Source organism: Streptomyces sp. NPDC059866 (genome assembly GCF_042731325.1).
In the GTDB taxonomy this organism is placed as follows: domain Bacteria; phylum Actinomycetota; class Actinomycetes; order Streptomycetales; family Streptomycetaceae; genus Streptomyces; species Streptomyces flavusporus.
Genome location: NZ_JBHWJT010000016.1, coordinates 80714 through 96087, shown reverse-complemented (window position 1 = coordinate 96087; position 15374 = coordinate 80714). Strand labels below are relative to the sequence as shown.

Here is a 15374-nt window from a genome sequence, read left to right as displayed (position 1 = left end):
GTGTACTCCGGATACGCCGTCCCCGCCGTCGCCCTGGTCGTCGTCGCGACCGTCCTCGTCGGCGCGTTCGGCCTGCGCATCTCCCGAACGACCTCCGACTTCTACGTCGCCTCCCGCACCGTGGGCCCGCGCCTGAACGCCGCCGCCATCAGCGGCGAGTACCTCTCCGCGGCCTCCTTCCTCGGCATCGCCGGCCTGGTCCTGGTCCAGGGTCCCGACATGCTCTGGTACCCCGTCGGCTACACCGCCGGCTACCTCGTTCTCCTGCTCTTCGTCGCCGCCCCCCTCCGCCGCTCCGGCGCCTACACCCTGCCCGACTTCGCCGAGGCCCGGCTCGCCTCCCCGGCGGTGCGGCGGCTCGCGGGCGCCTTCGTCGTCGGCGTCGGCTGGCTGTACCTGCTGCCCCAACTCCAGGGCGCCGGGCTGACGCTGACCGTGCTGACGGGCGCTCCCGACTCGCTCGGCGGGATCATCGTCGCCGTCGTCGTGACCGCGATCGTCGCCGCGGGCGGCATGCGCAGCATCACCTTCGTGCAGGCCTTCCAGTACTGGCTCAAACTCACCGCCCTCCTGGTCCCCGCCCTGTTCCTGGTCCTCGCCTGGCAGGGCGACGGAGCCCCCCGCAACGCCTTCGACGAACCGGCCGGTTTCCGCGAACAGCGCGTCGTCCGCGTCGACGACACCCTCGACCTGAAGCTCGAAGAACCGCTGACGGTGACGGTGACCGGCACGGTCGACGGCCGCAGACACGAGGACGACAGTCTGCGGCTGTCCGCCGGCACCCACCGCATCGAGCAGAGCACCCGCCTGACCTTCGACAGGGGTGACCCCGTCCCCACGGCCGACTCGGCCGGCGGCGGCATGTCGCCCTCCCGGGCCGAGAGCCGTGCGGAACGCCCGCTGTACGCCACGTACGGTCTGATCCTCGCCACCTTCCTCGGCACCATGGGCCTGCCGCATGTCGTCGTCCGCTTCTACACCAGCCCCCACGGCGTGGCCGCCCGCCGTACGACGGTGGCCGTGCTGGCGCTGATCGGCGGCTTCTACCTGCTGCCGCCCGTGTACGGCGCCCTCGGCCGGCTGTACGCCCCCGAACTCACCCTCACCGGCGACGCGGACGCGGCCGTCCTGCTGCTGCCCGAGCGGATGATCGGCGGCGTCGGCGGCGATCTGCTCGGCGCGCTGGTGGCGGGCGGCGCCTTCGCCGCGTTCCTGTCCACGGCGTCGGGGCTGACCATGGCCGTCGCGGGTGTGCTGACGCAGGACGTCCTGCCGGCCCGCGGCGTGCGTCACTTCCGGCTCGGCACGGTGCTCGCCATGGCGGTGCCGCTCGCGGCGAGCGCCCTGGTCGGCGGGCTGCCGGTGGCCGACGCGGTCGGGCTGGCCTTCGCCGTGTCCGCCTCGTCGTTCTGTCCGCTGCTCGTGCTCGGCATCTGGTGGCGGCGGCTCACCCCGCCCGGCGCGGCCGCCGGAATGCTGCTGGGCGGCGGCTCGGCGTTCCTGGCCGTGGGCGCGACCATGGCCGGACTCCCCGGCGCAGGCCCGCTGCACGCCCTGCTCGCCTGGCCCGCGCTGTGGTCGGTGCCGCTGGGCTTCCTCACGATGGTGCTGGTCTCCCTGGCGACCCCGGGCCGGGTCCCGGCGGGGACGGCGGCGATCCTGGCGCGGTTCCATCTGCCGGAGGAACTGCGGGCGGAGGTGAAGGCATGAGCGGTTTCCTGGCCGGCCTGTGCGTCGCCGTTCTGCCGCTGCTGGCCGCGGGCTTCTGGCTGGGCCGGCGCACCGCCCGCCCGGAGAGCCTCGGAGGCCTCGGCACCCCCGTCGAGCACGCCACCTTCCAGACCCTGCACACCGCCTCCCTCGCCGCACCCCCGCTGCGGGCGGGCCTCACCGAGGAGACCGCCCGCAAGTCGGCCCGCAGGCTGCGCACCCTGCTCGGCACGGACGCGCTGTGCCTCACCGACGACACCCACGTCCTCGTCTGGGACGGAGCGGGCGACCACCACCGCGCCGAGATCATGGAACGGCTCGCCGGCCCGCTGGAGACCGGCCGCGGCGAGGCGTTCCGCCTCACCTGCGACGCCCCCGACTGCCCACTGCGCTGGGCCGTCGTGGCCCCCCTCACCGTCGACGACCGGGTGCACGGCGCTCTCGTCGCCTGTGCGCCCCGCGAGTCCGCCGTCCTCGTCCGGGCGGCCGGCGAGGTCGCCCGCTGGGTCTCCGTCCAGCTGGAACTCGCGGACCTGGACCAGTCCCGCACCCGTCTGATCGAGGCCGAGATCAAGGCCCTGCGCGCCCAGATATCCCCGCACTTCATCTTCAACTCGCTCGCGGTGATCGCCTCGTTCGTCCGCACCGACCCCGAACGCGCCCGCGAACTGCTTCTGGAATTCGCCGACTTCACCCGCTACTCGTTCCGCAGGCACGGCGACTTCACCACCCTCGCCGACGAACTCCACGCCATCGACCACTACTTGGCGCTCGTGCGGGCACGCTTCGGCGACCGCCTCTCCGTCACCCTGCAGATCGCCCCCGAGGTGCTCCCGGTGGCCCTGCCCTTCCTCTGCCTCCAGCCGCTCGTCGAGAACGCCGTCAAGCACGGACTCGAGGGCAAGTCCGACAAGTGCCACATCAGCATCACCGCGCAGGACACCGGCGCCGAGGCCCTGGTCGTCATCGAGGACGACGGCGCCGGAATGGACCCCGACCTGCTGCGCCGCATCCTTGCCGGGGAGGTCAGCCCGTCGGGCGGCATCGGCCTGTCCAACGTCGACGACCGGCTCCGTCAGGTCTACGGCGACGGCTACGGCCTGGTCATCGAGACCGCGGTCGGCGCGGGCATGAAAGTCACCGCCCGGCTGCCGAAATACCAGCCGGGCGTGCACTCGGCGGGGCGGCTCACCCGCGAGTGAAGACCCGCCGGGAGCTCAGGTGCTGCGCGTGGCGACCATACCGAGGGTGATCAGACCCAGCACGACCCAGCCGAACCACAGCCAGCCGTTGCTGCCGAGCGCCACCGTGTAGCCCGTCACCACGACGAGCCCGCCAACGGTGAGCACCCCCATCGCCTTCGTAGAACCGTCCGTGGAACCGGGCATCGCAACACCCTCCTCATGGTTCGTCCCCCTCCATGGTGCCCCCGTTCTGCTTCCGGACGGTGCAGACGACGAAATGAGTGCCGGATTTCCAGGAACTCTCACCGGTCCAGGAACCGGCCTCGTAGACGGAAGGGTCGAATCCGTAGTCGGCAGGCGGTACGTCCCGCGCGCACGCCGTGTCCGACCGCGTGCGCGCCTGCGCAAGCGTCAGCCCCGCGTCCAGACGGGTGAAACCGAGCACCTGCTCGTCGTGGCGTCCCGCGCAGGACACCAGCCGGACGTCCCGGTTGGAGCGGGCGTCGAGGCAGTCCCGCTTCTGCATGGTCGCCGTGTCCGTGAACGCCGACCCCGGCCTGCGATGGCCGGCGAGCGGCCCGTACACCGGCCCGTGCGCGCCCAGCACCAGACAGGCGGCGCGCCGTCCGGCCGCCTCGAAGCCCGCCTGCGTCGGCAGGACCGCGAAGCTGCGCACATCCGCGAGCCGCTCGCGGACCTCCCGCGTCAGCTCCTCGCACCGGGCCTGCCCGAGCGTGCGTGCCTGCTCCGCGGACGCGGCTTCGAAGAACGCCATCACCTGCCCGTCGGGCGCCTTGTCCCGGCAGGTCGGGTCCAGGGAGATCCGGGGCGTGCCGGTGAAACGAGCCGCGCCGGGCCAGTCGGCGAGGACGCAGTCGCCGGCCTTCAGCGGTGCGGCGAGCCCGACGGTGTTGCCGTACGGCGCCGCATCCGTGCCGTCGTCGGTCGTCCGGTCGGCCAGGGCGTACCAGACTCCGCCCAGCGCGAGGGCCAGCCCCAGTCCTCCGGAGACGAGTGCCTGCAGGACCCGGGGACGAGTGCGGCGGCGCCGGCCCGGCTCTGGTGAAGGCGTCGCGACGGGGGCGGGCGCCGCGGCCGGCGGAAGAGCCGACGCCTCGTTCCAGTGGGGCCGCGACCCGAGGTCCGTCCGGGTCCGCACGTACCCGTCACCCTGCGGCGCCACGATCCGCGCCAGTGCGTCCTCGGCCTGAGCCGCGGTCATCCGCTGCGCGGGATCCTTCGCGAGCAGCGCCCGCAGTACGGGTTCCAGTGCACCGGCGCCCACCGCGGGCCGCGGCTCCTCCGTCACCACCGCTGTGAGCTCCGCGAGGTGCGACTCCCGGTCGAAGGGGCCATGGCCCTCGACGCCGTAGTAGAGCGTGCAGCCCAGCGAGAACAGGTCGGCGGCCGGAGTGGGCGGCCCGCCGGTGACCCGCTCCGGCGCGAGATAGCCGGCCGTGCCCACGAGCGCGGACGCGAGCGTGTACCGCGTCTCTCCCGCGTCCGGCTGCACGGAGATGCCGTAGTCGGCGAGCAGGATGCGCCCGTACGGCGCCCCGGTGCGGTCCGGCGCCAGCAGGATGTTCGCCGGTTTCACGTCCCGGTGCATGACGCCCCGCTCGTGTCCGGCGGTCAGGGCGTCCAGCACGGCCAGACCCGTGCGGGCACACTCCGCCGGGGCGAGCGCTCCGCGCCGGGCGACCAGGTCGCGCAGATCGACGGCGCCCGCCACGTACTCCATGACGATCCACGGCAGTCCCTCGTGCTCCAGCACATCGTGCACGGTTACCACATGCGGATGACCGCGCAGCCCCGCCGCGTGCCGGGCCTCCGCGCGGGCCCGGGCAACCCGCGCCTCCCGCTCGTGGCCGGCCTCGGCCGGGTCGCGGAACACGATCTCCTTGAGCGCGACCTCGCACGCCAGTCTCTGGTCGTGGGCGAGCCACACATGGCCCATCCCACCGCTGCCGAGCCGGTGCAGCAGCAGATAGCGGCCGGCGATGACCCGGCCCACTCCCGACGTCGGTGATCCTGAAGGCATGCGGTGACTCCCTCGGGGTGCTACGTCGTGGCGCTCGCTGTGGGGCCGACGGTCCCGGGCTCACTCGAGACCGATGCGCTGCTCGGGACCGGAACACTCGGCGGAGGTGAGCTGGTCACCTCCGGGGGCGCGCTGGTTTCCGGGGGCGGCTCGCTGGTGGGCGGGGCGGAGGAGGGCGGGCGGCTGGTGGGCGGTGCGCTGGTGGGTGGATCAGTGGTCGGCGGTTCGCTCGTGGGAGCCGATGACGACGGCGTCGAGGCCGATGACGAGGGCTTCGAGGTCGACGGTGAGGGCTTCGAGGCCGACGGTGAGGGCGATGGCGTCGAGGTGTCGGACGACGGGTCGTCTTTCGGCTGTGAGGTCGCCGGGCTCGGGTCCGGGGGAGTGGTCACCCCTCCGCTCGTGCCGTCGGCCACGCTCAGCGTCACGTACTCCCCGAACCGCAGCTCCGTCCCGGCCGGCGGGGCGGACGCCATGACCCGCGCACCGTCGGGCGGCAACCCGCCGCCGTCGAACGCAACCGCCAGCCCCGCGTCGGCCAGCAGCCGGCTCGCCCGCCCGAACGTCGTCCCGGCCAGGTCCGGTACGGCGCGCCGCTCCCGCGTGTCGAACGCGGAGTCGTCGTCACCCGTCGTGCCGACCGGACGGCTGATCCCGCGGTCCGGGGCGTCCACGTCGACCAGGGCCAGCCGGTCCAGTGTCCGTGGGGCGGGCCGCACGGCCACCACGGAGTCGCGGTCGTAGCCCTGCCACTTCTGGTTGCCGTCCTCGAACCGGACCAAAATCCTCCCGGTGTCCCCTTCGAAGGGACGCAGTGGATTTCCGCAGGAGCACTTGACGGCGGGCAGTCCCTGTGGGTCGACGAGAACGGCGATTCCCGCCTGCAGCAACGCATCGAAGGGAACAGACTTTCCCTTCTTGTAGTCATGGTTCTTCACGAGTGTGTCGGTACGGAGAAGAACCGGCGTGAGCCGGTCGAGATACTCCGGGATCCCGGCCGTCGTGATATCGAGCGCGGTCGCCCAGGCCTGTGCCTTGCGGTGATTCCTGGGATCGGTGAGGAATTCCTTCAACCGTGCGACAGCACAGATCCGCTGCTCCCCGGTGCCGCCGTACAGCCCTGGTGTGTCGCCCTGCTGAAGGCCGCCCGGCGCCGGACGGGAGCGGAGGCCGGTGTCGCGGCCGAGCCCCGCGCTCTCGTCGAAGAAAGGTGCGAGTGAAGGAACTCCCGCGGCAACGGCCTGCACCGCGAACAAAGGTGCGCCCCGGTCGCATCCGCTCAGGACCACCACGAAAACCAACAGGACGGCGATCCTGCGGAACACCGATTTCCCCGCCCTGCGCAGGTACACACGAAACGTCATCACCGCTCCCCCCGGCGGTTCCCCCAACGCGTTTCATGCTACTGAAAGGAACTGCCCGGAAAAGGCGGTCAGCGGCTGCGTGCGTTCAGTGAGGCCAAATAGGCGTTGTATGCCTCGAGTTCCTTGTCACCGTCGCGGTCGGCGGCCCGGTCCTTGCGCCGTGCCTGCCGCTGGTCGGAGGCGTACCACTGGAACAGCAGGGCGATCAGCACGAGTACGGACGGGATTTCGCTGAACGCCCAGGCGATACCGCCGGCCGCGTTCTGGTCGCTGAGTGCATCGATGCCGAGGGAGGCGGGCGGGTCGGCGTACGTCTCGATCATCGGCGTCGAGGCCATCATCAGCGCGATACCGAAGAACGCGTGGAACGGCATGCCCGCGAACAGCTCCAGCATCCGCATCAGATAGCCCGGCCGGTGCGGTCCCGGGTCGACGCCCATGATCGGCCAGAAGAACACCAGGCCGACCGCGAGGAAGTGCACCATCATCGCGACGTGCCCCACCTTGGAGCCCATCAGGAAGTCGAAGATCGGGGTGAAGTACAGCGCGTACAGGCTGGCGATGAACAGCGGGATCGTGAACACCGGGTGGGTGATGATCCGCATGTACCGGCTGTGCAGCACGGCCAGCAGCAGCTCACGCGGGCCCTTGCGGCCCCGGGCGGCCGGCGGAAGGGCGCGCAGCGCCAGGGTGATGGGGGCGCCGAGCAGGATCATGATCGGGGACAGCATGCTGATCACCATGTGCTGCACCATGTGCACACTGAACATGACCATGCCGTAGTCGTTCAGCTTGGTGCACATCATCAGCCCGACGCTCAGCACACCGGCGCCGAAGGAAACGGTCCGCCCCACCGGCCACTTGTCCCCGCGCCGTACCAGCCGGGCGACGCCCCAGCCGTACAGCACGAGCGCCAGCAGACACGCGACGAGGAAGAACGGATCCGCCGACCACTGCAGACCCCGCCCCAGCGTGAACGGCGGCAGATCCGTCGTCATGCCGTGCCCGCTGTGATCCATCCGCCGGCTCCTGATTCGTGGGGGGTTGTGCAGTCTGTCCGCACCAAGAGTAGGACCGCTCCCGGCGACTCATGTCACCGGGGGCAGTGCAGCTCCCAAGGGGCGCGGGGCTGTATCAATATGCGGCTCCTCCCCCACTCTCGGCTTCGCTCGAGCGGGGGGACCCCCACCGTGGGCGCGACCAGCCACACACGACCCGCACCCGCCGGACGGCTAAAGCACGCACTCCGCTTCCGCGTACCGCTCCGAGGGAACCGTCTTCAGCGTCTCCACCGCCTCGCCCAGCGGCACCATGACGATGTCGGTCCCGCGCAGTGCGGTCATCTTGCCGAACTCACCGCGGTGGGCGGCCTCCACGGCGTGCCAGCCGAAACGGGTCGCGAGCACCCGGTCGTACGCCGTCGGCGTCCCACCCCGCTGCACATGCCCGAGGATCACCGGCCGCGCCTCCTTGCCGAGCCGCTGCTCGAGCTCGATGGACAGCTGACGCGCGACACCCGCGAACCTCTCGTGCCCGTAGATGTCCTTGCCCCCCTCGTCGAACGCCATGGTGCCGGGCCGCGGCTTGGCACCCTCCGCGGCGACGACGATCGCGAACCGCTTGCCCGCCTCGAAGCGCTCGCCGACCCGCGCGGTCAGCTCGTCGATGTCGAAGGGGCGTTCGGGGACGACGATGGCGTGGGCGCCCGCCGCCATCCCGGAGTGCAGTGCGATCCAGCCGGTGTGGCGGCCCATGACCTCCACGATCAGCACCCGCTGATGGGACTCGGCGGTGGTCTTGAGCCGGTCAAGGGCCTCGGTCGCCACAGTCACAGCCGTGTCGAAGCCGAACGTCACGTCCGTGACCGCTATGTCGTTGTCGATGGTCTTCGGCACCCCGACGATGGGCAAGCCGCTGTCCGACAGCAGCCGGGCCGCCTTGAGCGTGCCCTCACCGCCGATCGGAATGATCGCGTCGAGGCCGAGCTCGGCCACATGTCCCTTGGCCCGCTCCACGCCGTCGCGCAGATGCTCGGGACGGACCCGGGAGGAGCCGAGGATGGTGCCGCCGCGGGCCAGGATGCCGCCCACCGCGTCGAGGTCGAGCTTGAGATAGTCGCACTCCAGGAGGCCCTTCCAGCCGTCCCGGAAGCCGATGACCTCGTCGCCGCGGTCGGCGACGGCACGGTGCACGACGGACCGGATGACGGCGTTCAGGCCGGGGCAGTCGCCGCCGGACGTGAGGACACCAATGCGCATAGCCCGAAATACCTTCTCAACGTGGGCCGGGGACCGGACCACGTTGTCCGGCTCGATCCCCGCCACCCTAGCGGCACCAGGGGGCGGGGCCGAAGCGTGCGTCCGCCTGCTGGACGAGCGCGCTCACCTGTGCGGATGGCCCGTCAGACGGGCTGGTCGAGCCGGGTCGGCGCCCGGGTGCACGGGCCTCAGGCAGGCTGCTGTTGGGCCGCCGCGATGCGCTCGCTGCGCAGCGCCTCGTACCAGCGGTCGTCGGTCGGCGGCAGCGCGTTCACGTCGAGTGCCAGCTTCAGCAGCAGGTCCGCGATCTGCGGGTTGCGGGCGAGCACGGGACCGTGCATGTACGTGCCGAACACGGTGTCGTTGTACGCGCCCTCCGTGCCGTCGCCCGTGCCGTTGCCCTTGCCGAGGCGGACCTGGGCCAGGGGGCGGGCGGTGGGGCCGAGATGGGTGACGCCCTGGTGGTTCTCGAAGCCCGTCAGCGGCGGCAGGCCGAGACGCGGGTCGATGTCCGCGAGGACGTCACCGACGCACCGCTCGCCCTCGCCGCGTACCGAGACGACGTCGAGCAGACCGAGGCCGGGCTCGCGCTGGCCGAGGTCGTTGATGAACTCGTGGCCGAGGATCTGGTACCCGGCGCAGACGGAGAAGACGATCGCGCCGTTCCCCACCGCCCGGTGCAGACCCCCGTCACGGCGCAGCCGCTCGGCCGCCAGCCGCTGCGGCCGGTCCTCGCCGCCGCCGATCAGGTAGATGTCGCCGGAGGTCGGGATCGGCTGGTCACTGCGCACGTCGAGGCGGGCCACGTCCAGGCCCCGCTGCCGGGCCCGGCGCTCCACGACGAGGACGTTGCCCTGGTCGCCGTAGGTGCTGAGCAGGTCGGGGTAGATCCAGACGACCCGCAGGCTGTTGTCGCTCATGAAGTCACTGTCCTTACGAGTACGTCAGTTGCCGACGCGGCGGCGCAGATCCTGGAACGCGGTGTAGTTGGCGATGACCTCGATACGGCCCGGCGGGGCCATCTGCACGGCCTGGTCGAGGTTCTCGCAGACCTGGAAGTGCTGGTTCGCGACCTCCAGACGGACCGCGAGGTCCAGCTTGCGGTCGCCGATGACGAGGATCGGGTGCCCGGTCAGCCGCGTGTAGTCGACGTCCCACAACCAGGAGGTGTCCGTACCGTCGGCGCCGCGCGCGTTCACGGACAGGATCACCGGGGTCGGCGGCGGGTCGATCAGGGAGAAGGTCTCCAGCCAGCCGGCCGGGTTCTTGGCGAGCAGCAGCCGCAGATCGCGCTCCATGAACTGCACGACGTCATAGCGCCCGGCCACCGCCTGCACCTGGTACATGCGTTCCAGGGCGACCTGCGGCGGCACGCCGAACACGGCGGCGACGGCGGCGGAGGATGCGGCGTTGGCCTTGTTGGCGCGGCCCGGCAGCTGGAGGTGGATCGGCCAGGCGGAGCCGTGCGGGTCGAGGACGTGGTCGCCGGACAGCGCCCAGCTCGGGGTCGGGCGGCGGAAACCGCACTCACCGCAGTACCAGTCGTCGCCGGGGCGCTGCATCACACCACCGCAGGACGGGCAGGACCAGGCGTCGTCCTTCCACATCTGGCCGGCGGCGACCCAGATCACGTTGGGGGAGGAGGAGGCGGCCCACACCACGAGCGGGTCGTCCGCGTTGGCCACGATGACCGCTTTGGAACCCGCGAGTCCCTCACGCCAGTTCTCGGCCAGCATCCGGGTCTCGGCGGCGCGGTCGAGCTGGTCGCGGGAGAGGTTGAGCAGGGCGATGCACTTCGGGTCGGTGTCCCGGGCGACCCCGGCCAGGTACTTCTCGTCGACCTCGATGACGCCGTACCGCGCATCCGAGCCGCCGGCGAGCGCCGAGGTGATGCCGGCCGGCATGTTGGCGCCGAGCGCGTTGGACACGACCGGCCCTGCGGCGCGCAGTGCCTCGGCGATGAGCCGGGTGGTCGTGGTCTTGCCGTTGGTCGCCGAGACCAGGACCACATCCAGGTTCTGGGCGAGCCGGGCGAGGAGGTCGGGGTCGAGTTTGAGGGCCACCCGGCCACCGATCACCGAACCGCTGCCGCGCCCTGCTGCGCGCGATGCCGCAGCGACCGCCTTGCCCGCGGTCACGGCCAGCTTGGCCCGCGGCGTGAGCGGGTCCGAGTTGCCTGCCATCAGTTCTCGATCCTCCTTGCGTACCCGCCGCGCCGAAGCATCCGGCAACGTGGTGAGGCCTCAGCCTATCGAGATCCACTCACGTGCCCGAATCGCGGCACCATCACGATCCTCGCGCGCGGGGCGCGCGCCAGCGAGGACCGTACCCTTGCCGCCATGCGACACGGCTCCATCCCGGGCGCCCACGGGCGTGTCCGGCCTCTCACCCTGCTCGGCGACCCGACCCTTCACGCATCCTGCACGGAAGTCACCGAATTCGGCCCCGAACTCGCCCGCCTGGTGGAGGACTTGTTCGCCACGATGTACGCCGCGCAGGGAGTGGGCCTGGCTGCGAACCAGGTGGGCGAGCCGCTGCGCGTCTTCGTCTACGACTGCCCGGACGACGATGACGTACGTCACCTCGGCCATGTGGTGAACCCACGCCTGGTGGAGACGGACGGTGTGGTGATCCGCGGCCCGGAGGGCTGTCTGTCCCTGCCGGGCCTGGAGGCAGGGACGGAGCGCTACGACCACGCGGTGGTCGAGGGTTTCACGATGACGGGGGAGCCGGTCACGGTGCACGGTACGGGTTTCTTCGCCAGGTGCCTGCAACACGAGTGCGACCACCTGGAGGGCCGGGTGTACGCGGACCGCGTGCAGGGCTGGCGCCACAGACGACTGATGCGCCAGGTGGCGCGAGCCTCATGGCGCAGGTGACCGGAGAAACCCCAGGGGCGCGGGGCTGTATCAATATGCGGCTCCTCCCCCACTCTCGGCTTCGCTCGAGCGGGGGGACCCCCACCGTGGGCGCGAGCAACCACACACAGCCCGCAGACGACACCCGACCGTCAGAACCCCGGACCCCCTATCTTGTCCCCCGCGGCCGCAAGCCGCCCCCACAACAGGTCGGCCAGACTCCGCACCAACTCGGCCCGGGAACAAGGCCGTTCTCCCAGCCACCAGTCCCCGGCGGCATGCATCATCCCGACGATCCCATGCCCCCACACCCGGGCAAGCTGCTGACTGCCGGGCCCGAGGTCCAACCGTTCCTCGATCACCTGGGCAAGCTCCTCACCCATGCGCCGCAGCAGCGGCGCCGAGTGCTTCCCCACGTCGAACTCCTGGTCTCCCGACGAGCCCTCCGCGGGATGCATCAGGAACCGGTACACCTGGGGCCGTGCCTCGATCGCCGCAAGGTAGGTGTCCAGCGTGGACTCGACCCGCTCCCGCCGCTCGGCAGGTGCGTCCAGCGCCGCCCGCAGCGAATCCAGCAGTGCGTCCGTGTGCCGTTTGGCCAGTGCCGCGTACAGACCGCCCTTGTCACCGAAGTGGCGATAGAGGATCGGCTTGGTGATGCCGGCCTCCGCGGCGATCGCGTTCATCGAGGCCTGCGGACCATCGCGCAGCACCACTCGGTCCGCGGCCTCCAGCAGCTCGCGCCGTCGGCGGTCGGCGGACCGCTGCTGCTCGGTCCGCTGCGTGGTGTCCATGATCTCTCCCCACCCGTGCTGAATCGGTGACGCCTGCGCAAACTAACACTCGGTTCGCCCTGGAGCTCGAACGGGCTGCCGAGGAGTCCTCGTGAGTTGACTTTTCCTACCCATGGGTAACAGACTGCGGTTACCGCAAGTAACATGCATGTGCGCCACTGGAGGGGACATGGCCGAGTTCACCATGGAGCTCAACGACGAACAGAAGGAGGTCCGGGACTGGCTGCACGGCTTCGCCGCCGACGTCATCCGTCCTGCGGCCGCCGAATGGGACGAGCGTGAGGAGACTCCCTGGCCGGTCATCCAGGAGGCCGCCAAGGTCGGCATCTACTCCCTCGACTTCTACGCCCAGCAGTACTTCGACCCCACCGGGCTCGGCATCCCGACGGCCATGGAGGAACTCTTCTGGGGCGACGCGGGCATCGCCCTGTCGATCGTCGGCACCGGCCTCGCGGCCGTCGGTGTGCTCGCCAACGGCACCGAGGAGCAGATCGGCACCTGGATTCCCCAGATGTACGGCGACGCGAGCGACGTCAAGGTGGCCGCGTTCTGCTCCTCCGAGCCCGACGCCGGCTCCGACGTCGCCTCCATGCGCACGCGTGCGGTGTACGACGAGGCCAAGGACGAGTGGGTGATCAACGGCACCAAGACCTGGGCGACCAACGGCGGCATCGCCAACGTCCATGTCGTCGTCGCGGTGGTCGACCCGGAGCTGGGCTCCAAGGGCCACGCGTCCTTCATCGTCCCGCCGAACACGCCCGGCCTCGCCCAGGGCCAGAAGTTCAAGAAGCACGGCATCCGCGCCTCGCACACCGCCGAGGTGATCCTCGACAACGTGCGCGTGCCCGGTTCCTGCCTGCTCGGGGGCAAGGAGAAGCTCGACGAGCGGCTGGCCCGGGCCCGGGAGAAGGCCAGGAAGGGCGGCGAGCGCGTCAAGAACGCCGCGATGGCCACGTTCGAGGCGTCCCGCCCGGCGGTCGGTGCGATGGCGGTGGGGACGGCACGGGCCGCGTACGAAGTGGCGCTGGACTACGCGACGACCCGCGAGCAGTTCGGCCGCCCGATCATCGACAATCAGGGTGTGGCGTTCCAGCTCGCCGACATGCGCACCTCCATCGACGCGGCCCGTCTGCTGGTCTGGCGAGCCTCGTGGATGGCGGTCAACGGCAAGCCGTTCACGGCGGCCGAGGGTTCCATGTCCAAGCTGTTCGCCAGTGAGACCGCCAAGAAGGTCACCGCGCAGGCGATCCAGATCCTGGGCGGCAACGGGTACACGCGGGAGTACCCGGTGGAGCGGATGCACCGGGATGCCGCGATCTACACGATCTTCGAGGGCACGAGCGAGATCCAGCGGCTGGTGATCGCGCGGACGATCTCGGGGACGTCCGTTCGCTAGCGACCGGTGAGCGGGCTGTGGGGTCCGGGGTGCGGGGAACCGCTAGGGCCGGGCCCCACTGCTGTGCGCAATACACGCCACGTCGATGCGATCGGCCAACTTGGCCAGCTCGATGGTCAGCGCGGCCACGGTGTCCTCGTCGAGCCCCTCCTGCCCGGCCTCCACCAGATGCAGCCACCGCCCGCCCACCGTGCGCAGCAGCTTGCTCACGTCGGCCGCAGCCACCTGCAAGGTACCGCGGTCGTCGACGATCAGAGGGAGAGTCACTTCGCGGTTCACAAAGGGGATCGTAACCGCGGAAGGCTCACGCTCCGTGCCATACGGTCGTGATGTTGCAGAACTCGCGGATTCCGTGCCCGGACAGCTCACGCCCGTACCCGGACCGCTTGACCCCGCCGAACGGGAACGCCGGGTGGGACGCCGTCATCCCGTTGACGAACACGCTGCCCGACTCCAGATCCCGTACAAAGCGGTCGACCTCGGCCTCGTCGCGCGTCCAGACGTTGGAACTCAGCCCGAACAGCGAGTCGTTGGCGATCAGCACGGCCTCGTCCAGATCACCCGCGCGGTACAGCGTGGCGACCGGCCCGAACGCCTCCTCGCGGTGGATCCGCATCTCGCGGGTGATGCCGGTGAGGACGGTCGGCGGGTAGTACCAGCCGGGCAGTTCGGGCCGGCGGAGCCGGTGACCGCCGCACAGCGCAGTGGCTCCACTGCGCCGGGCGTCGTCGACGAGCTCCTCCAGATCGTCTCGCCCCTTCTCGCTCGACAGCGGGCCGACCTCCGTCTCCTCCTGCATCGGGTCGCCGACCACCAGCGCCTTCATGCCCTCGACGAACCGCTCGGCGAAGGCGTCGTAGACGTCCGTGTGCACGATGAACCGTTTGGCGGCGATGCAGGACTGCCCGGTGTTCTGCACGCGCGCAGTCACCCCGACCTGCGCGGCACGGTCGAGGTCGGCCGACGGCATGACGATGTACGGGTCGCTGCCGCCCAGTTCCAGCACCGTCTTCTTGACCATCTCGCCGGCGGTGGAGGCGACCGCGCGGCCCGCGGGCTCGCTGCCGGTGAGGGTGGCCGCCCTGACGCGTTCGTCGCGCAGGATCTCGTCGACCTGTCCGGAGCCGATGAGCAGGGTCTGGAAACAGCCCTCGGTGTAGCCCGCCCGGTGGAAGAGGTCCTCCAGGTAGAGCGCGGTCTGCGGCACGTTCGAGGCGTGCTTGAGCAGGCCCACGTTGCCCGCCATCAGCGCGGGCGCCGCGAAGCGGATCACCTGCCACAGCGGGAAGTTCCACGGCATCACCGCGAGCACCGGGCCGAGCGGCCGGTAGCGGACCCGGACCCGGGAGGCGCCGGAGTCCTTCACATCGGAGTCGGCGGGCTCCTCGTCGACGAGCAGTTCCTCGGCGTGCTCGGCGTACCAGCGCATCGCCTTGGCGCACTTCGCGGCCTCCGCGCGCGCCTGCTTGATCGGCTTGCCCATCTCGGTGGTCATCACACGGGCGATGTCCTGCTGGTCCTCGTCCAGGAGGTTCGCGGCCTGGACCAGCAGGCGTGCACGGTCGACGAAGCTGCTCTGCCGGTACGTGCGGAACGTGGCCTCGGCGAGCTGGAGCCGGCGCTCGATCTCCTCGGCGTCCATGGCCTCGTACGTCTTGAGCGTCTCGCCGTTCGCCGGGTTCACCGTTGCGATGGGCATGGCCGACCTCCTCGGGAGCGACTGTGCTTCGACCTTCCCGCGCGGTGCCGGGCACCGCAACGCGTACACA

Annotated in this window: 14 protein-coding genes; 4 read left to right on the top strand and 10 right to left on the bottom strand. The window is 70.8% G+C overall.

Going from position 1 to position 15374, the window contains the following annotated elements; genetic code table 11:
- Positions 1-1710, top strand: a complete 1710-nt coding sequence (locus ACFV7R_RS24785; protein ID WP_385267011.1) for a cation acetate symporter — start codon at positions 1-3, stop codon at positions 1708-1710.
- The gene (locus tag ACFV7R_RS24780) at positions 1707-2912 is read left to right on the top strand and encodes a sensor histidine kinase (RefSeq protein WP_385267008.1); all 1206 of its coding nucleotides are present in this window, start codon (positions 1707-1709) and stop codon (positions 2910-2912) included. The genes ACFV7R_RS24785 and ACFV7R_RS24780 overlap by 4 nt, the downstream gene beginning before the upstream one ends.
- 15 nt (positions 2913-2927) lie before the next feature.
- Here ACFV7R_RS24780 and ACFV7R_RS24775 read toward each other — a convergent pair whose 3' ends face one another.
- The 7 genes from ACFV7R_RS24775 to ACFV7R_RS24745 form a co-directional block, all read right to left on the bottom strand.
- On the bottom strand, positions 2928-3098 hold the full coding sequence (locus tag ACFV7R_RS24775; protein WP_129796602.1) for a hypothetical protein: 171 nt from the start codon (positions 3096-3098) through the stop codon (positions 2928-2930).
- A 13-nt stretch (positions 3099-3111) separates the two neighbouring features.
- A complete protein-coding gene (locus tag ACFV7R_RS24770) occupies positions 3112-4935 on the bottom strand; it encodes a protein kinase (protein ID WP_385267005.1) in 1824 nt (607 codons plus the stop codon).
- A gap of 20 nt (positions 4936-4955) precedes the next feature.
- Positions 4956-6299, bottom strand: a complete 1344-nt coding sequence (locus ACFV7R_RS24765) for a DUF6777 domain-containing protein (protein WP_385267003.1) — start codon at positions 6297-6299, stop codon at positions 4956-4958.
- A 68-nt stretch (positions 6300-6367) separates the two neighbouring features.
- Entirely contained in the window at positions 6368-7318 is a 951-nt protein-coding gene (locus ACFV7R_RS24760) for a cytochrome c oxidase assembly protein (RefSeq protein ID WP_385267000.1), read from the bottom strand.
- A gap of 213 nt (positions 7319-7531) precedes the next feature.
- Positions 7532-8557, bottom strand: a complete 1026-nt coding sequence (locus ACFV7R_RS24755; protein WP_385266999.1) for a 6-phosphofructokinase — start codon at positions 8555-8557, stop codon at positions 7532-7534.
- A gap of 188 nt (positions 8558-8745) precedes the next feature.
- A complete protein-coding gene (locus ACFV7R_RS24750) occupies positions 8746-9477 on the bottom strand; it encodes a type 1 glutamine amidotransferase (RefSeq protein WP_129796598.1) in 732 nt (243 codons plus the stop codon).
- A gap of 24 nt (positions 9478-9501) precedes the next feature.
- Entirely contained in the window at positions 9502-10740 is a 1239-nt protein-coding gene (locus ACFV7R_RS24745; protein ID WP_129796597.1) for a MurT ligase domain-containing protein, read from the bottom strand.
- A 156-nt stretch (positions 10741-10896) separates the two neighbouring features.
- Here ACFV7R_RS24745 and def point away from each other — a divergent pair, with 156 nt between their 5' ends.
- Positions 10897-11436 carry a peptide deformylase gene (def, locus tag ACFV7R_RS24740; protein ID WP_385266996.1) on the top strand — a complete coding sequence of 180 codons (540 nt, stop codon included), beginning with the start codon at positions 10897-10899 and terminating at the stop codon, positions 11434-11436.
- Between the two features lie 131 nt (positions 11437-11567).
- Here def and ACFV7R_RS24735 read toward each other — a convergent pair whose 3' ends face one another.
- Positions 11568-12209 (bottom strand): TetR family transcriptional regulator, encoded by a 642-nt coding sequence (locus ACFV7R_RS24735; protein ID WP_224733202.1) that lies wholly within the window; start codon positions 12207-12209, stop codon positions 11568-11570.
- A gap of 169 nt (positions 12210-12378) precedes the next feature.
- Here ACFV7R_RS24735 and ACFV7R_RS24730 point away from each other — a divergent pair, with 169 nt between their 5' ends.
- Entirely contained in the window at positions 12379-13605 is a 1227-nt protein-coding gene (locus ACFV7R_RS24730) for an acyl-CoA dehydrogenase family protein (protein ID WP_385266993.1), read from the top strand.
- Between the two features lie 42 nt (positions 13606-13647).
- Here ACFV7R_RS24730 and ACFV7R_RS24725 read toward each other — a convergent pair whose 3' ends face one another.
- Positions 13648-13884, bottom strand: coding sequence for a DUF6213 family protein (locus ACFV7R_RS24725; protein ID WP_129796594.1), 237 nt, complete (start codon positions 13882-13884; stop codon positions 13648-13650).
- A gap of 25 nt (positions 13885-13909) precedes the next feature.
- Positions 13910-15304 (bottom strand): NADP-dependent succinic semialdehyde dehydrogenase, encoded by a 1395-nt coding sequence (locus ACFV7R_RS24720; protein WP_385266991.1) that lies wholly within the window; start codon positions 15302-15304, stop codon positions 13910-13912.
- Between the last annotated feature and the right edge of the window lie 70 nt (positions 15305-15374).